This window comes from Paenibacillus sp. LT-B23, assembly GCF_059417685.1.
Genome location: NZ_JBSQBM010000041.1, coordinates 1 through 17,426 on the forward strand (window position 1 = coordinate 1; position 17,426 = coordinate 17,426).

Below are 17,426 nucleotides of genomic sequence, written 5' to 3' on the forward strand. Positions count from 1 at the left end.
TTTGCTCTCATAGCTCAGCAGGTAGAGTGCATCCATGGTAAGGATGAGGTCACCGGTTCGAACCCGGTTGAGAGCTTGTGTTAGGGCCCGTTGGTCAAGCGGTTAAGACACCTCCCTTTCACGGAGGTAACAGGGGTTCGATTCCCCTACGGGTCATAGGATAGTATGGAGGCTTAGCTCAGCTGGGAGAGCATCTGCCTTACAAGCAGAGGGTCGGGGGTTCGAGCCCCTCAGCCTCCACCATATTTCATCCTCTTACCTGGTTGAAATGTTGGGGAATTGTGAATCATATGCATATTGGGGATTAGCCAAGCGGTAAGGCAACGGACTTTGACTCCGTCATGCATAGGTTCAAATCCTATATCCCCAGCCATTAAGAGCCATTAGCTCAGTTGGTAGAGCACCTGACTTTTAATCAGGGTGTCGAAGGTTCGAGTCCTTCATGGCTCACCATTTTATTACATGCGCGTGTGGCGGAATTGGCAGACGCACTAGACTTAGGATCTAGCGTCTTTGACGTGGGGGTTCAAGTCCCTCCACGCGCATCTTGTTTTTGCGGACGTGGCTCAGCGGTAGAGCATCGCCTTGCCAAGGCGAGGGTCGCGGGTTCGATTCCCGTCGTCCGCTCCATATTTGCGCCCTTAGCTCAGCTGGATAGAGCGTTTGACTACGAATCAAAAGGCCGGGAGTTCGAATCTCTCAGGGCGCGCCATTTTTTAAAATTATATGTCGGGATGTAGCTCAGCTTGGTAGAGCACCTGGTTTGGGACCAGGGGGTCGCATGTTCAAATCGTGTCATCCCGATACTAATTTGCGGGTGTAGTTCAATGGTAGAACTTCAGCCTTCCAAGCTGATAGCGTGGGTTCGATTCCCATCACCCGCTTACTGATTACCTAGAAGCCGAGAGGCTTCTTTTTATTTTGTCCACATTATAAACGTTCTCTGTGTATAGGTTACTGCGAAAATCTTCTGTCATGCACAGTTGGGGATGACTTGTGCATATTGTACATAGGCTCTAGGTACTTTAACACCCAGATCCCGAATTCCCCCTCTAATGTATCCCTTTCTCCTGTAGTAAGGCTAATTTCGTGATCAAATCCCTTCAATATAGGAATCCTATGACCGTTAACGATACGGTTGCATGGGGATAACTCTAAGGCTGCTGTACGTAGTTGTACACAATGTATTCTATTTATGTGGGTATAGCTGAGTATGGATGAAAAAAACTGCTCTAAAATATTGAAATTATTGCTGTTTTGTGTATATCTTTGTGGATAGAAGCTTAGTGGGGTTCACTTTGTCAACAAATCATAAACATATGCACATAATGATGCATGAATTTTTGTTTTGGAAATGACTCTGTTTATAACACCTGTGCATAAAGTTTCATGATTATCCAGACTATAAAAGTGATTTTGTTTATTAAATTTCATTTTTGTGCATAAAAAACCAATTTATTCTCAAAAAAAGTATTTTAAAAACATGACTTTTTACTGTAAATTTTGCAGCTTTTCACGCGTTTTTATTGTATGATGTTAAGAAAGTGTCAATTTTCGTGTGTATACGTACCTTTGCAACAAAGCTGTATTTGGTGTGAACAGATCAGATGGGGGGAAAAGCATGACTGAGCTTACGTTAACCGCTAACAAAAACCAATCCAACAATCTGCTACGGCGGGACGTTCGTTTTCTGGGGAATATTCTTGGTGAGGTTTTGGTTCATCAGGGTGGCAACGAACTTTTGGATATCGTGGAAAAGATACGTGAGACAAGTAAATCGTTACGTGCCGGGTATCAGCCGGAGTTGTATGAGAATTTCAAACAAATCGTTAGCGGACTGGATACGGACATTCGTCACCAGGTTATTCGCGCGTTTGCGATTTATTTTCAGTTAGTGAATATTGCCGAGCAAAATCATCGTATCCGCCGCAAACGGGACTATGAGCATTCTGCTGGTGAAGATGTTCAACGTGGTTCAATTGAAAGCTCTGTTCAGGAGCTTAAACAGGGTGGATTTTCGGCTGAGGACGTTAGCAGTCTGCTGGAGGAGCTTTCACTGGAGCTGGTTATGACCGCACATCCTACAGAAGCCACGCGACGGGTGATTTTGGACATTCACAAGCGCATTTCCGAGGACGTCATGCTGTTGGATAATCCTATGCTTACCTTGCGGGAGCGGGAACAGGTGCGGGAAAATCTGCTGAATGAAGTGATTACACTATGGCAGACAGACGAACTTCGTGATCGTAAGCCAACTGTGTTAGATGAAGTTAGAAACGGGATGTATTATTTTCATGAGACTTTGTTTCATGTGCTGCCGGACGTATACCAAGAATTGGAACGATGTTTAGGCAAATATTATCCTGAGCAGAAATGGCATATTCCGACCTATTTGAGATTTGGCTCCTGGATCGGTGGGGACCGGGACGGCAACCCGTCTGTTACAGCTCATGTTACTTGGGAAACGTTACGTATGCAGCGTAAGCTGGCTTTGAGAGAATATCAGCACACGCTGAAGGAATTTATGGGTTATCTGAGCTTTAGCACTAGCATTATACGTGTCTCTGATGATTTGCTGGCTTCTATTGAGGAAGACCGGACCCATATTACGCTTAAAAAGATGGAAGTGTGGCATAACGAAAAAGAGCCTTATCGCATCAAGCTGGCCTACATGATAGCCAAGGTGAATAATATCCTGGATGAAAGCAAGCAGGGCACAAAGGAACGTTATAGCTCTGCTGAAGAGCTTATTGCGGATCTGAACGTTATTGACGACAGCCTGCGTCATCATTTTGCGGATTATGTGGCAGATACTTATATTCAAAAGATGATTCGTCAGGTAGAGCTGTTCGGCTTCCATACGGCTACGCTGGATGTACGTCAGCATAGTCAGGAGCATGAAAATGCAATGACTGAAATCCTCTCTAAAATGAATATTGTTGCGGATTATGGCAAGCTCCCTGAGGAAGAAAAAATAGACCTGCTGGAAAAGCTGCTGAACGAGCCTCGTCCGATCACGTCGCCGTATTTGAAATATAGCGACAGCACGCAGGAATGTCTTGATGTATATCGTACGATTTATCTGGCTCAGGAGGAATTTGGCAAGCAATCCATTACAAGCTACTTGATCAGTATGACTCAGGGAGCAAGCGACTTGCTGGAAGTTATGGTGCTGTCTAAAGAAGTGGGTCTGTTCCGTATCGAGAAAGATGGCACAGTCGTATGTACACTGCAATCCGTTCCTCTATTTGAAACGATAGATGATCTGCATGCTGCCCCTAGTATTATGAAGAGGCTGCTGAATTTGCCTGTATATCGCCAATCTGTGGCAGCAATGGATCAGCTTCAGGAAATCATGCTGGGATATTCAGATAGTAACAAGGACGGCGGTGTGGTGACGGCGAACTGGGAGCTTCGGGTTGCGATGAACAGCATTACGGAAGTGGTTAATGAGTTCGGCGTAAAAGTGAAGTTTTTCCACGGACGCGGGGGAGCACTGGGACGCGGAGGAATGCCGCTTAATCGCAGCATTTTGGCCCAACCTCCTCATACGATCGGAGGCGGCATCAAGATTACGGAGCAGGGTGAGGTACTCTCATCCAGATACTCGCTCAAGGGCATCGCTTATCGGAGCCTGGAACAGGCAACGTCAGCTCTGATTACCGCAGTAGCATATAACCGTTCCGGTAAGAAGGAAGTGTTCGAGGAGAGCTGGGAAGAGATCATTGCCCGTATTTCCGAGGTATCGCTGGAGAAGTATCAGGATTTGATTTTCCGCGACCCTGATTTCTTCACTTTCTTCAAGGAATCAACGCCATTGCCTGAGGTGGGTGAGCTGAATATCGGCTCTCGTCCGTCCAAGCGTAAGAACAGTGAACGTTTTGAGGACTTGCGCGCAATTCCATGGGTTTTTGCATGGACGCAAAGCCGTTACTTGCTGCCTGCTTGGTACGCGGCCGGAACTGGGCTGCAAAGCTTCTATCAGAACAATGAGGATAACCTCAAGGTGCTGCAAACAATGTTTAAGGAATCAGCTTTCTTCCGCTCCCTTATTGATACACTGCAAATGGCGATTGCGAAGGCGGATTTACTGATTGCAGAGGAATATGCAGGGATGTCCGATAATGAAGAGGCTCGCCAGCGCATTTTCGGACAAATTTCAGCGGAATTCAAGCTGACGTCCGAGCTGATTTTGAAAATAACAGGACAATCGGAAATTCTGGACGATGTGCCGGTAATTCAGGAGTCCATCCGGCTGCGTAATCCTTATGTCGATCCGTTAAGCTACTTGCAGGTTCAGTTGCTTAGTGAGCTACGCGAACTGCGTGACCAGAACGGGGACGATACGGAGCTGCTGCGTGAGGTACTGTTAACCATTAACGGAATCGCCGCAGGGCTGAGAAACACAGGCTGATACAGCTTGGCGCATGAATACAGGCAATCGGGCGCTTATGGGTGCCCGATTGTGCTGTCTGCATGCATATGACGGAGCAGGAGTCCTATTGGGTCAACGCTACAGTTGATTTTCCAATAAAATTGAACTACGATGAATTATCATAACAATGTAATGAGCAACCCATCAGCAAGTCTGGGGGAGTATAGAGTGGATAATATGGAAAGCCGCTTGGTTAGGCTGGTGCAGAAAGGTGATCAGCGAGCTTTTGCGGAGTTAGTCGAGTTATATAAAGATCGGATTTTTCATCTTTCCTACCGGATGCTAGGTAATCGCCATGAGGCGGAGGATCTGGTGCAGGAAACTTTTTTGCGTGTATATCGTAATTTGGAAAAATATGATCATGGGCAGAAGTTTTCAACCTGGATTTACCGGATTGCGACGAATCTGTGCATTGATCGTCTGCGAAGGAGAAAGCCTACATATTCACTGGATGCTGAGATGAATGAGCAGGAAGGTGTGGATGGCTATGCAATGCTCGCCAGCGAAGAGCTCACACCTGAGGGCCATACGCTGTTGTCCGAGACACAATCCTTAATTCATAATGCCATTGACAGCCTTCCAGACAAATACAGGACAATTATGGTTTTGCGTTACTTGCAGGAGCTTTCCTTGCAGGAAATTAGCGATGTGCTTAATCTTCCGGTCACTACCATTAAGACAAGGGTTCACAGGGGCCGGGATTTTCTACGCAAAAAATTGGAGCACAAGCTGTAAATCATGTGTTCAGGGTCTTGAAAAGTGCTCGCACAGATGTTTTTGTGAAACATATTGCTCGTTGTAGCGTATGTAAAGTGAGCAAAGTTTCTAAGCCGGAGCATGTTATGTAGAGAAACACGGAAGAATATTAGAAAGGATTGGCTCATATGGATTGCAAACAAGCCGTCTCTTTTATGCATGACTATCTGGATGGCGACCTGTCCGAGCAGGACAAACAGGAATTAGAGCATCATTTGTTCACCTGCCCGGAATGCCGCATGCGTTTTAAAGAGCTGGAGCGGACGGATGCGATGCTTTATGGTACACGGCATCAAGTGCCGTGTGTATCGGATGAGCTGACACTTCGCATTATGAATGCTTTGCCGCCGCATAGAAGAGCGCCAATTGTGCCTATGCTGACTTGGGTAAAAAGGCACCCGGCTGTTACGGCCGCAGCTTTCTTTCTTGTTATTATATGCTCAAGTATGGCAAGCTTTTCAACCACAGACCATCAATTGGTAGTCAAGGGAAGCCATCTGGATCAGGTTGTTATTCAAGGGGATACTGTAATTGTGCCTGAGGGTAAATCCATTGCTGGAGATTTGACCGTGCAAAATGGCAAGGCTCGGGTATATGGCGATGTGGAAGGCAATGTAACTGTAATTGACGGTTCTTACTATCAAGCGTCTACAGCACACATTGCAGGACAGGTCAAAAGTATTGATCAAACCTTGGACTGGATTTGGTATAAAGTTACTGATTTGTTCGGAGATACGTTCTCTCCATAAAAGAAGCTTGAACTGGCAAGAATGATATCGAGCGCCTCTTCCGCTGGAAAAGGCGCTTTTTTTGTATATGAAGCTGGCGATTTGTACTGTATTTTACTGATTTTAGTGGTTCTTTTGTCGTGCGGCTTGCAACGCGGGCCTTATCGTTATAACCTAGATAGAGAGAACATACTGTGTACATATTACACTCACTCACTACAGAAAATTGCGGGGGCATGCGCATGTTGGATTATTTCGCGGACCTGACTTGGAAAGAGTCCATTAAAGATATTATCGACATCCTGATCGTAACCTATATTATGTATCAGCTTATTTTACTTGTTCGCGGAACGCGTGCAGTTCAATTGCTTAAAGGAATTCTGTTCCTGGTCGTCATTTGGGCAGTTAGCACGTGGTTTGATCTGTATACGCTCAAGTGGCTGATGAATCAGATGTTCACCTTTGGTGTGGTAGCTATTTTCATTATTTTTCAGCCTGAATTGCGCCGTGCCTTGGAACAACTGGGGCGAGGCAAGCTGTTTGGGCGTTCGTCTGCGGATGATGAGGAGATAAACAAGTTAATCGGGGAAATGATTAAGGCGCTGAATTATTTATCACGTAGAAAAATAGGGGCTTTGGTCGTATTTGAACGCGAAACGGGGCTAAACGAATACACGGAGTCTGGTATCAAGACACAGGCAGTGGTCAGTTCCGAATTGCTTATCAACATCTTTATTCCAAATACACCTCTGCATGATGGTGCAGTTATTATTCAAAATAAGCAGATTGCTTCTGCGGCCTGTTACTTACCACTGTCGGAAAATCCGTTTATCAGCAAGGAGCTGGGAACTCGTCACCGGGCAGCGATTGGGGTGAGTGAGGTAACGGATGCCGTAACTGTGGTGGTATCAGAGGAGACAGGGCAAATTTCTTTGGCTATCAATGGGCAGGTCGTGCGCGATATTAAAGAAGAATCCTTAATATCCAAGCTGTATGAGGAGCTGCGGCCGACACCGACTTTGAAGGAAAAACGCGGCTCATTCTGGAATCGGAGGGGAGGCCGTGGAAATTCATGATGGACAAATGGATTAACAACAATACGATTTCTAAAATATTGGCACTCGCGGTTGCCGTCCTGCTGTGGGGAATGGTTCATCTGGATACAGGTACGCCTTCGTCCACGCTGACCGTTTCTTATGATAATAAAGTGATTGATAATGTAGGTATTCAGGCCAGCGGTCTGGATGAGTCAAAATATGTATTATCTACAATGGATACTGACCATGTGAAGATGGAGGTTAGAGGACAGCGTTCCGTGCTGACTTCTTTTTTCGCAGATAATTACCAGGCCCAATTGGATTTAAGTGGGTTGGGAGCAGGCACCAAAACCTTGCCACTCGTAGCGAATCTGCCCAATGGCGTGGAGTTGGTATCTATGACTCCTAGTCGTGTGACAGTCACGATTGAGGAAAAGCAAACGAAATCATTTGATGTTTCTATTGTTTCCAAGGGTAAACCGGATACCGGCTTGCAGCTCGGAGAGCCTGTGGTTGCCCCTCAAACGGTGAAGGTCACCTTGCCTAAAAGCCAGTTGAGTACAGTGGCTGCGGTGCAGGGGGCTGTTGATACGGAGGGAATCTCGGAGAAGTTTGAACAGAAACGGGTGAAGCTGAAGGCTTACAACAAAAAGGGGCAGGAACTTACAGGAGCGGTTATTGAGCCTTCCACAGTGTCTGTTGAAATCCCGGTAACCCAGCAAACGAAGTCCGTGCCTGTGAAAATTGTCTATTCCGGAGAGCTGCCGAACGGTTTGGCGCTTTCCAAAGTAAATGCAAATGTAAAAGAAGCGATCGTATACGCCTCGCAGGATGTTTTGAGCAGCCTTAGCTCCTATGTTACGGCTACACTCGATCTGAGCCAATTAACGGAAGCAGGGACCCACACAGTTCAAGCTAATTTGGCAGCGCCCGCCGGTTCTGATAAAATCGAGCCTGGCTCGATACAAATTCAGGTGACAGTTGTGCCATCTAATCAGGTGACCGATGCGGAGCGAACATTGTCAGGCATTCCGATTGTTGTGCAGGGGGCAGCAGACGGGACGACTGCGACGATTACAACGCCTGCAGACAAGACGATGGATGTTACTGTGAAGGGGCCGCAGGATATGATCAGCAATTTAACCAACGATGATATTAGTTTGGTTGCAGACGTGAGTGGTCTGGAGGCTGGTCAGCATGAGGTTGCTTTGAAGGTAGGCTTGCCCAAATACATTACGCAATCCGGAAACGCCAGCCAGCTAACGGCAACGGTGAACATTGAGAGCCCTTCAACGCCGGCTGTAACGAATCCAAGCAGTGGGAATGAATCAACCCCTTCCGGCAGCGGTAATAAGGGGCAGGAGAGGCCACAGGAGGGCCAGAGCGGTCAAGGCGGCTCCTCTGATGCGAAACCCGGGGACAATGCGGCTGCGGAGGATAAAACAAATCCTCATAACGGCGCAGATTCTTCTGCAAATGGAACCCCGGAGAGCGGTCAGCCATAACATGATTTATCTGTAGTAAATATTTAAGGTTCATTAGACAAAAAAGGGAGTCATTATCATGGGGAAATATTTTGGTACAGATGGTGTACGAGGCATTGCTAATCAGGAACTTACAGCAGAACTGGCATATAGTATTGGCCGTTGCGGCGGATATGTTTTAGCAGGGAATGTAGAAAAACCAACAGTTGTTATCGGTATGGATACACGGGTGTCCGGTCTGATGCTGGAATCGGCGCTTGTAGCCGGTTTGCTGTCTATCGGGGCTAATGTGGTTCGTCTGGGTATCGTTTCAACGCCGGGAGTCGCTTATCTTACACGTCAATTGAAAGCGGACGCTGGTGTAATGATCTCGGCTTCCCACAATCCGGTGGAAGACAACGGCATTAAGTTTTTTGGCGGCGACGGGTTTAAACTGACAGATGAAACGGAACTGAGAATCGAAGAGCTGATGGATGCCAAGGAGGATCAATTGCCTCGTCCAATTGGTGGCGGATTAGGTACGGTTGTTGTAGACGAGCATTCTCGCTACGATTATCTGGAGTTTTTGAAAACAACGATTAGCCATTCTTTTGAAGGGCTCAAAATCGTACTGGATTGTGCGAACGGAGCGGCTTATGAGCTGGCGCCGAAGCTTTTTGCGGAATTGGGAGCCGAAGTGCACACCATCGGTGCGGAGCCAAACGGGCTGAATATCAACGATCATTGCGGTTCAACTCATCCTGAAAAGCTGAAAGAGGAAGTACGCCGCTTGAAAGCCGACATTGGTCTGGCCTTTGACGGCGATGCAGACCGTCTGATCGCGATTGATGAAAACGGTGAAGAGGTAGACGGCGACTATATCCTTTGTATCTGTGGGGATGCGCTGAACCGCGCTGGAAAGCTCAAGGACAGCACTATTGTATCGACTGTGATGAGTAATATTGGTTTTTACAAAGCAACAGAAAAGCTGGCGCTCAAGACTGCAAAAACTGCGGTTGGTGACCGGTATGTGATGGAAGAAATGCGCCGGGGCGGCTTTAATCTGGGCGGTGAGCAGTCTGGTCACGTTATTTTCCTCGATTACAATACGACGGGCGACGGCATGTTGACCGGGATTCAACTGGTGGATACTCTGAAAGCTTCCGGTAAAAAGATGAGTGAGCTGAAATCGCTCATGAAGCAGTATCCGCAAGTGCTAGTTAATGTGCGTGTACAGGACAAACGCAATTACGAGGGCAATCCTGCCATTGCAGAAGCGATTGAGCAGGTGGAACAGCAATTGGGTGATAATGGACGCGTATTGGTTCGTGCTTCCGGTACAGAATCGCTTATTCGTGTTATGGCTGAAGGGCCAGATAAGGATGAGCTGGAGCAATTTGTAGGACAGATCGTAGATGTTGTAAAAAAAGAATTAGTTTAAAATTTTGTAAACGTTGGTTGCCTGTTCAAAGTAAGCAGGCAACCGCGTTTGCAGATATTATTTTTAATTGAATACTTACCAGAACTTGCTAATATGAATAAAGTGTCATTGCCAAATGATGCTGAGCTGAATATAATATAGGGATGTTGTGACTCAGAAAGAGAAAGCGAGGGTTGTAAGGTAATGTAATACAAGCGCCAGAGCTTGATTTTGCGCGGGGGAACTTGTTGGTGAGGCAGATCATTCAATTTCGATGATGTTGCTCACAGATGGGTTCACGGCAAAGCGAGCTGACGAGGTGAAGGTGTTCGAAACATTCGGCGGGGACCTTCCGGTGAGGCATCGACCCGTAAATCGGCAGCGGAAAATAAGCAGGCAACTGTTTACACAACGCACCGATAGATGCTTTTATTTTATAACCTAAATTATAAGATTCATTTCATGAATGTGCGGCCATCATCATTGGCGTGCGCGGTTTGGGAATTTCGTTACATTCGTGAAGAGATGCCTGTAATTTTCTATAGTTATCATTGACAACTTCATAGATGAATGAACTTTATTCCGCAATCTACCGCACACGTTAGTCCTGTGATGAGTCGCCCTGTGAAATGATGATCGGGAGGATAACGAATATGTGTGGCATTGTAGGATATATTGGTGATCAGAATACGCAAGAGGTATTGATTGACGGGTTGAAAAAGCTGGAGTACCGCGGTTATGACTCTGCTGGTATTGCCGTGTATACAGATTCAGGACTGAAAGTAGCCAAGGCAAAAGGTCGTTTGGCGAATCTGGAAGCGAAGCTGGATGATGCGCCGCTGGTAGGCCATGCAGGCATCGGGCATACACGTTGGGCAACACACGGTAAGCCTTCAGATGAAAACTCCCATCCACATTTGGATGAGAGTCAAAAGTTCTCCGTGGTTCATAACGGGATTATCGAGAACTATCTGGAGCTGAAAGAACAGCTGATCAGCGAAGGTCATACCTTTATTTCCGAAACGGATACGGAAGTTATTTCCCATCTGGTTGCGCGTGAATATAAAGGAGATATCGTCAAAGCGGTACAAAAAGCAATTACCTTTATGCGCGGTGCCTTTGCACTGGGTGTGCTGACAGAGCACGAGCCTAATAAGCTGGTAGCTGTTCGTCAAGCTAGCCCGCTGGTTATTGGTGTGGGAGAAGGCGAGAACTTTATCGGTTCCGATATTCCGGCTATTCTGAAATATACACGCAATGTATTTATTTTGAACGATGGCGAAATGGCTGTTTTGACCAGTGATGCCGTCGAATTAATGACAATCGAAGGCCAATTTATTTCTCGGGAAATGATTCATGTCGAATGGGATGCTGTAACAGCGGAAAAAGGCGGCTATGAGCATTTCATGTTGAAAGAAATTCACGAACAGCCTAAGGCTTACCGTGACACGATGTTGGGCCGAATCGACAAAGAAACTAAAAAAGTTGTTCTTCCTGAGTTGAAGCTGACAGAAGAACAAATTAAAAATATTCGCAATATTCAAATCGTTGCTTGTGGTACAGCTTACAATGCTGGTTTGATTGGTCGTACGATTATTGAAAGCCTGGCTCGTATTCCGGTGGAAAACGACGTGGCTTCCGAGTATCGTTATCGTTCGCCAATCGTAACACCAGAGACACTGGTAATCGTAGTGAGTCAATCCGGTGAAACTGCTGATACGTTGGCAGCACTGCGTGAAGCACAAGCGAACGGCGCTCATGTACTGGCGATTACAAACGTAGTTGGTAGCTCCATTGCCCGCGATGCAGATGATGTGTTGGTTACACTGGCAGGACCGGAAATTGCCGTAGCCTCAACCAAAGCATATTCTTCGCAGTTGATTGCGTTTTATCTGTTTGGTCTGTATCTGGCTCAAGTACGTGGCACGCAAACGGATGAGCAAGTAGCTCATGTGTTGGCTGCTATGGAATCACTGCCAGAGCAAGTAGAAGAAATGCTGGGCAAAGCAGACGCGATTAAAGCATACGCTGAGCAAATTGCCAGCCACAAGCACCTGTTCTTTATTGGCCGCGGTCAAGACTATGCTGTAGTACAGGAAGGTTCCCTGAAACTCAAGGAAATCTCCTACATTCATTCCGAGGCTTATGCGGCGGGTGAACTGAAGCATGGTACGCTGGCATTGATCGAAGATGGCATTCCGGTTATCGCTTTGGTAACACAGGAATCCGTGTTGGAGAAAACCGTGAGCAATATCAAGGAAGTGAAGGCACGTGGTGCAGATGTTCTTGCGATTACGTACGAAGAGCACGCTGTTGAGTTGTTGAAGTCCGTGGATCAGGTATTTGCAATTCCGAAGACACTTCCAATCCTGTCTGCTGCGATTTCGGTTGTATCTCTCCAACTGTTGGCTTACTACGCTTCCCTTGCACTGGGTCATGATGTTGACAAACCACGTAACTTGGCGAAAAGTGTTACTGTAGAATAAGCTTTAGTAAATTCTAAACACAAATGTCTACAGACAATAAAGTTATGTACTAAACAATAAAGTTGTGTACTAATCGAGAAATAGACAATAAAGTTGTGTACTAAATATCAAGGAAACATAATAAAAGAATCACTTTTAGTAAAATCAAAAGGGGGTGTCCCAAAAGCCATGAAATGGCTGCTTGGGACGCCCCTTGGTTTTTTGAGTAGGCTGCGCGTGAGCACATGGGTGGACGCTCCGCGAACAGACCGTTGTTCCAATCGCTGATATGAACGAGACCTGTCAATCAGCGGTTGAAACTCCACCTGGTTTCCTCTTCATTCCCTTTTTAACACGGGGGTTGAACAAGCTGAACTAGAAGGCAAAAGCTATCAACGGTGAGCAGTCTGATATCCGCGGGTTGGATACCGCATGTTTTCTCTCCGTCTGTAGAGAGTGCACCACGAACTGTTGTCGTGCATCTTTCCTTTTAGGGAAGGAGTAGGCACATAGCGATTACGTGGATTCTCTCTTACGGCTTTTCCCTTTGCCTTCTAACTCAGCTTTTCAATCACCACTTGTCTATTAGGTCATGTTATTTCGAAATAATAACGCTCAATTTTAGGCACGGTCTAACTTGTAGGTTACCTCATCCATGCCTCTCTTTTCCTCGATCTCCCGGGCAATTGACCAAATAAAACCACTTAATTCACGTGCCACGGCTACAACCGCTTTTCCAACTAGCGGATATCCCGTTGGACCTGCTTCATAACAAATGCTTAGTTCTTCAGGTGGACCCAATTTTTTGAGTACCTTTAGGATCTGATACTCGTTGTGAGGAACCATGCCCCAATATCGGGCACTTTCTCTGCCTTCGTCAGCAACGGCTACCGCAATTTTTTCCTTTGACACGTCTAATCCTACGTATTTCATGGCATCCTGCATAATACAGACTCTCCTTTGTAATTTAGCTCTGCTTTTGGTATAGCTCCACTACACCATTATTGCCAAAAGTAACCTAAGAAGTTGCAATTACGGGGAGTCTGTCTCGTTCATAATAACTGTTATCCCCAGATTTTATTTATTCTCCTTAGCGGTGAAAATCCGGGGACAAAGGCGACCGCTGCCGCTTTTCCACAATCGTTCCGTTCTCTCCGCTGCTTTGAGCACAATAAGTGTCTACAATACTTAAAAAACACGAAAAAAGAAATCGCCCTTTTTGGTAAAATGGAAGTACCACCAACCATCTCAAAAAGGAGCGAGCGGATGAGGAATGTCCTCGAAACCGTATTTACCGCCGTTCTTCAATTTCTCGCAGACGAAAAATATATCTCCCTGGAGCATTACTTCGTAGATGGTACCAAGATTGAGGCCAATGCCAATCGCTACACTTTTGTTTGGAGCAAGGCCGTAACTAAACACAAGGCCAAATTGCAAGAGAATGTACATACCCTGTTTACCAGCATTGAAGCCGCAGAGCATCAAGAAGAACGCGAGCATCAAGGCAAAGATCTCGCTGAACTTGGCGAGCCTTCCGAAATCCGCAGTGAGAAACTGGAACAACTGACACAGGAACTGGAGGCAGAGCTCGCCGACCAGCCCAAAAGCAAGCCACTGAAGAAAGCCGTTCGTAAGCTTCGTAAGGATCTGCTTCCCCGACTGTACAAATACAAGAACTACCAGGAGTTGCTCCGGAACCGCAGTAGCTTCAGCAAAACCGATCCGGATGCGACTTTCATGCGTATGAAAGAAGACCACATGCGAAATGGACAGCTAAAACCGGGTTACAATGTGCAGATCGGAACGGAGAATCAGTTTATTTTAGCCTACAGTGTCCACCAAAGACCAACGGATACCCGCTGCTTACAGCCACACATGGAAAAAGTTCGGCAGATCCTGGGGACACTTCCACAGACGGTCATTGCCGACGCGGGTTATGGCAGTGAAGAAAACTATGCCGATCTGGAAAAGGAAGAGATCCAGGCTGTCGTGAAATACGGCAGCTACCACAAAGAGAAGAGTAGGGCGTGGAAAGCGAGAAAACTAAATCATATTGAGGGAGTTTAATAAACCACCTATTCTGAATTATTAGCTACCAATAACTTTTCGATTCCATCCTCTTGTAAGTATCGGATTAGACAAATGCACAATCGGCTGGACATCCCAGGTTCTCGAAAACTGTGCGCGCGGCAGAATCTACCGGCAGGAAAACCTCAATTTGCGGATATAAGCGGCCGCCTGCGGAAATCGAAACCTGTTTGTAGCGTACGGGAATAAGGTCTCCGGAGCTTTCTATTCTGGCTAGAATTGTTTGTATTTGATCAACATTTCCCCCTACATCCGGCACACTCAGATATTCGCACGCGTTATATTTCTGAACTCTATCCAGCAATTTTTGATACCACGCATCATAACGCGAGAGCATGTGCTCACTCTTAAAGGCTTGTATTCCGTTTATGATGTGCTCCTCCCACTGCTTAAACGACGTCTTGTCAAACGTGGAGCGGGACCGGATAGGAAAACCAGAATTAAAATGTAAATCGACCCTATTCATTAAACCGTCATATGAACGGTCGAGAGGGATTTCGAACAATTGATGAAACGGCTCATTTAATCCCTTGATGTCCTGAGTATGTGTTACGACCATGGCGGGAAAAGGAATACTCCTCATCGTTTGCTGAGCCCACTCTAATGCACGCTCCAACGACCGTCCATACAATTCGGTCTGAATTGGAAGAAAGCCGGCTGCCAAAAGCAAATCGTTACGCTCGTCGGATGTACACTCAAGATATTCTGCAATATTTATTATCGTCTGGCGGGTCGGTATGCGGCGGGTACGTCCAACCAGCAGATTTTTATACGAAGGAAAAGCCTCGTCGTTCAGCTCTTGTTGAGTAAATCGTTTCAAGGACGGTTGAGGTCGATCGACAAGCTTTTGCTGGCGTTTTATCCGCAGGGCTTCAATTTCTCCCATTACGATTCTATGTCTGGAATTCTCCGTATCTATATCCATCTTCTCTTCTCTTCCCTTCTCTTATGAAGTGTAATTCTGCACTTGGGCCGAACCTTTATTTAAAGTATACTCCTCATTGAAATGAAGGTCATCTAATGACCATAACCAATATGGAGGAAAACCGATATGATTCGTACTATTGTTGTTGATCCGCATGCCCCGTCTCATTTGGCCTTCAAGGAAGTTGACGCCCCGCAGCCTAAGCCATGGGAAGCGCTTGTGCAAGTGAAGGCCGTCTCACTCAACCGCGGTGAAGTGAGTGACGCTAAAAATCAGGAAATATATAGCCGTCCTGGCTGGGATTTCGCCGGGATTGTCATCGAGCCGGCAGAGAACGGCGCAGGACCGCAAAAAGGGGCTAGGGTTGTTGGTTTGCTCCCGATGGGAGCCTGGAGCGAGCGAGTGGCTGCTCCCGTATCGTTGTTGGCCGAAATCCCAGACAAACTCACTTTTACGGAGGCGGCTACCCTCCCCGTAGCAGGGCTCACGGCTCTTTATGCACTTCGAAAAGGCGGCATGCTGCTTGGCAAACGGATTTTCATTACAGGCTCTAGCGGCGGAGTTGGGCTATTCGCCCATCAGCTTGCAGCCCAATCCGGCGCATACGTTGTAGGTACGGCAAGCACGGAAGAGAAGGCTGAGCTTGTTCGGGAGGTCGGATCCGACGAAGTGATCATTGGATATACCGCAATTTCATCAGCCAGCAAATTTGGGCCGTACGATCTGATCATCGATTCAGTAGGCGGCAATGCACTGGCGGCGTTGCTGCCGCAGCTAGCGCCCCAAGGGATTTGCGTTGCGGTAGGATTTTCCTCTTCAAATACCGCAATGATCGATATGAAGAATATGGTGACCAGCGGAGGAAGAACCTTGTACAGCTTCTTTTTAGGTGAGGAACTCACTCGTCAATCAGCCGCGGACGATCTGAGTTTGCTGGCCCGGCTGGTCACAGATGAGCGGTTAATCCCACGAATCCAAGTGGAGGCGCCTTGGACCGAAATTGACACCGTTGCCCGTAATCTTATGGAACGGAAATTCTCGGGCAAAGCCGTGCTTCACTTAGATTGATTATATAAGTTTGTAACTATAATCCCAGGAATCTAAAAACGAATCTGAAAAAGAAACGGCAGTAGTACACCCTTACTCGTTTGAGTGGGAGTACCGCTGCCTTTCAATGAACCCGGCTATTTGACCTTTATATTTCGTATAGTAATCCATCCAGCTTTAATAGCAACACAGTTATTCCTCTACCCTCAGTGGCACCGCTTTAAGAATGTTCATTTTCTCTCACTATTCTGCCAGTTGGCTTAATGAAGTGCTCACCAGTCTAACACTTTATTTTCTTCGGACAACAGGACAACATATTTATAAGGAATTAACGTTCATATTTTTAGAATTTTAATAAAAAATATAAATCACATATATTGGATTTTTGTACACAACTTTATTGTATATTGCACAGGTGAAAATATTTGTAATTGACTCGCTAGTACACAACTTTATTGTCCGAAGAGAACAAATTGTTCATGTCCAGTGACATTATAGTTGTGAAGTTTACATTATAGTTATGAAGTATGCATCTAAGTTGTGAAGTTTACATTATAGTTATGAAGTTACTTTTATGACTTTTTTGCCATTATAAATACAACACCATTCTTAATTTGAAATATTACCTACAAGAAAATACAGTACATTAACTCAAACAGTCCCGATGAAAAGTTTTTATATCGGGACTGTTTTTATTTTTATAGATAAGTAAGTGGAACAATGAAGACTATAGGAGAAAAAATAAAGAGTATTCGGAAAACGAATAAACTCAATCAAATTCAGTTCTCACAGATTATTGGCGTATCACAAGGGACATTGAGTGAATTGGAACAAGATAAATATAAGCCGTCATTAGAAACCATAGTTGCCCTAAAACTAAACTTTAATGTTAACTTGGAGTGGCTGCTAATCGAGGAGTATATAAGTTCTAATAGTACGTTGTTTTGTACACAATTAGATAATCTTGAATCAAATTTAATTTCAGAATTTCGAAAGTTAAATGTGGGAGACAAACATGAAATTCAGGAAATCATAAATTTAAAGCTAAAACGTTATAAATAT

11 protein-coding genes, 10 tRNA genes and 1 pseudogene are annotated in these 17,426 nt (G+C 45.8%); 20 read left to right on the forward strand and 2 right to left on the reverse strand.

The window, feature by feature from the left end:
- Positions 1 to 3 precede the first annotated feature (3 nt).
- From ACWXW9_RS28075 to glmS, 17 genes are all read left to right on the forward strand, one after another.
- Positions 4 to 76: transfer RNA gene (locus ACWXW9_RS28075), tRNA-Thr, on the forward strand.
- Between the two features lie 8 nt (positions 77 to 84).
- Positions 85 to 156: transfer RNA gene (locus tag ACWXW9_RS28080), tRNA-Glu, on the forward strand.
- 11 nt (positions 157 to 167) lie between these two features.
- A tRNA-Val gene (locus tag ACWXW9_RS28085) sits at positions 168 to 243 on the forward strand.
- 55 nt (positions 244 to 298) lie between these two features.
- Positions 299 to 373, forward strand: a tRNA-Gln gene (locus ACWXW9_RS28090).
- 4 nt (positions 374 to 377) lie between these two features.
- Positions 378 to 453: transfer RNA gene (locus ACWXW9_RS28095), tRNA-Lys, on the forward strand.
- An 11-nt stretch (positions 454 to 464) separates the two neighbouring features.
- Positions 465 to 545: transfer RNA gene (locus ACWXW9_RS28100), tRNA-Leu, on the forward strand.
- 10 nt (positions 546 to 555) lie between these two features.
- Positions 556 to 630 (forward strand) — tRNA-Gly (locus ACWXW9_RS28105).
- A gap of 5 nt (positions 631 to 635) precedes the next feature.
- Positions 636 to 712: transfer RNA gene (locus ACWXW9_RS28110), tRNA-Arg, on the forward strand.
- Between the two features lie 18 nt (positions 713 to 730).
- Positions 731 to 804: transfer RNA gene (locus tag ACWXW9_RS28115), tRNA-Pro, on the forward strand.
- Positions 805 to 813: 9 nt separating this feature from the next.
- Positions 814 to 884 (forward strand) — tRNA-Gly (locus ACWXW9_RS28120).
- A gap of 737 nt (positions 885 to 1,621) precedes the next feature.
- Positions 1,622 to 4,414, forward strand: a complete 2,793-nt coding sequence (gene ppc, locus ACWXW9_RS28125) for a phosphoenolpyruvate carboxylase (RefSeq protein ID WP_283653457.1) — start codon at positions 1,622 to 1,624, stop codon at positions 4,412 to 4,414.
- A 189-nt stretch (positions 4,415 to 4,603) separates the two neighbouring features.
- On the forward strand, positions 4,604 to 5,170 hold the full coding sequence (sigW, locus tag ACWXW9_RS28130) for an RNA polymerase sigma factor SigW (protein ID WP_149096482.1): 567 nt from the start codon (positions 4,604 to 4,606) through the stop codon (positions 5,168 to 5,170).
- Positions 5,171 to 5,319: 149 nt separating this feature from the next.
- Positions 5,320 to 5,940 (forward strand): zf-HC2 domain-containing protein, encoded by a 621-nt coding sequence (locus ACWXW9_RS28135; RefSeq protein WP_283653456.1) that lies wholly within the window; start codon positions 5,320 to 5,322, stop codon positions 5,938 to 5,940.
- 221 nt (positions 5,941 to 6,161) lie between these two features.
- Positions 6,162 to 6,995, forward strand: a complete 834-nt coding sequence (gene cdaA / locus ACWXW9_RS28140) for a diadenylate cyclase CdaA (RefSeq protein WP_283653455.1) — start codon at positions 6,162 to 6,164, stop codon at positions 6,993 to 6,995.
- A complete protein-coding gene (locus ACWXW9_RS28145) occupies positions 6,992 to 8,461 on the forward strand; it encodes a CdaR family protein (RefSeq protein WP_283653454.1) in 1,470 nt (489 codons plus the stop codon). Before cdaA ends, ACWXW9_RS28145 begins: the two co-directional genes overlap by 4 nt.
- A 58-nt stretch (positions 8,462 to 8,519) precedes the next feature.
- A complete protein-coding gene (gene glmM / locus ACWXW9_RS28150) occupies positions 8,520 to 9,860 on the forward strand; it encodes a phosphoglucosamine mutase (RefSeq protein ID WP_014278283.1) in 1,341 nt (446 codons plus the stop codon).
- 632 nt (positions 9,861 to 10,492) lie between these two features.
- Positions 10,493 to 12,325 carry a glutamine--fructose-6-phosphate transaminase (isomerizing) gene (gene glmS / locus ACWXW9_RS28155; protein WP_494932068.1) on the forward strand — a complete coding sequence of 611 codons (1,833 nt, stop codon included), beginning with the start codon at positions 10,493 to 10,495 and terminating at the stop codon, positions 12,323 to 12,325.
- A 600-nt stretch (positions 12,326 to 12,925) separates the two neighbouring features.
- Here glmS and ACWXW9_RS28160 read toward each other — a convergent pair.
- On the reverse strand, positions 12,926 to 13,249 hold the full coding sequence (locus ACWXW9_RS28160; RefSeq protein WP_494932069.1) for a hypothetical protein: 324 nt from the start codon (positions 13,247 to 13,249) through the stop codon (positions 12,926 to 12,928).
- Positions 13,250 to 13,558: 309 nt separating this feature from the next.
- Between ACWXW9_RS28160 and ACWXW9_RS28165 the strand changes: the two are divergent.
- Positions 13,559 to 14,338: pseudogene (locus ACWXW9_RS28165) on the forward strand (transposase); the annotation flags it as partial.
- A gap of 100 nt (positions 14,339 to 14,438) precedes the next feature.
- Here the strand turns inward: ACWXW9_RS28165 and ACWXW9_RS28170 are convergent.
- Positions 14,439 to 15,317 (reverse strand): hypothetical protein, encoded by an 879-nt coding sequence (locus tag ACWXW9_RS28170; protein ID WP_283653450.1) that lies wholly within the window; start codon positions 15,315 to 15,317, stop codon positions 14,439 to 14,441.
- Between the two features lie 126 nt (positions 15,318 to 15,443).
- Between ACWXW9_RS28170 and ACWXW9_RS28175 the strand changes: the two genes are divergently transcribed.
- Positions 15,444 to 16,385, forward strand: coding sequence for a zinc-binding dehydrogenase (locus ACWXW9_RS28175; RefSeq protein ID WP_283653449.1), 942 nt, complete (start codon positions 15,444 to 15,446; stop codon positions 16,383 to 16,385).
- Between the two features lie 699 nt (positions 16,386 to 17,084).
- Positions 17,085 to 17,426 (forward strand): helix-turn-helix domain-containing protein (locus ACWXW9_RS28180; protein WP_494932070.1); only part of this gene is annotated, 342 nt, incomplete at its 3' end.

Bases quoted from the DNA above. Each gene is read 5' to 3' on its own strand.
- ppc (WP_283653457.1), top strand. From the start codon at position 1,622: ATGACTGAGCTTACGTTAACCGCTAACAAAAACCAATCCAACAATCTG.
- ACWXW9_RS28135 (WP_283653456.1), top strand. From the start codon at position 5,320: ATGGATTGCAAACAAGCCGTCTCTTTTATGCATGACTATCTGGATGGC.
- cdaA (WP_283653455.1), top strand. From the start codon at position 6,162: ATGTTGGATTATTTCGCGGACCTGACTTGGAAAGAGTCCATTAAAGAT.
- ACWXW9_RS28145 (WP_283653454.1), top strand. From the start codon at position 6,992: ATGATGGACAAATGGATTAACAACAATACGATTTCTAAAATATTGGCA.
- glmM (WP_014278283.1), top strand. From the start codon at position 8,520: ATGGGGAAATATTTTGGTACAGATGGTGTACGAGGCATTGCTAATCAG.
- glmS (WP_494932068.1), top strand. From the start codon at position 10,493: ATGTGTGGCATTGTAGGATATATTGGTGATCAGAATACGCAAGAGGTA.
- ACWXW9_RS28160 (WP_494932069.1), bottom strand. From the start codon at position 13,249: ATGCAGGATGCCATGAAATACGTAGGATTAGACGTGTCAAAGGAAAAA.
- ACWXW9_RS28170 (WP_283653450.1), bottom strand. From the start codon at position 15,317: ATGGATATAGATACGGAGAATTCCAGACATAGAATCGTAATGGGAGAA.
- ACWXW9_RS28175 (WP_283653449.1), top strand. From the start codon at position 15,444: ATGATTCGTACTATTGTTGTTGATCCGCATGCCCCGTCTCATTTGGCC.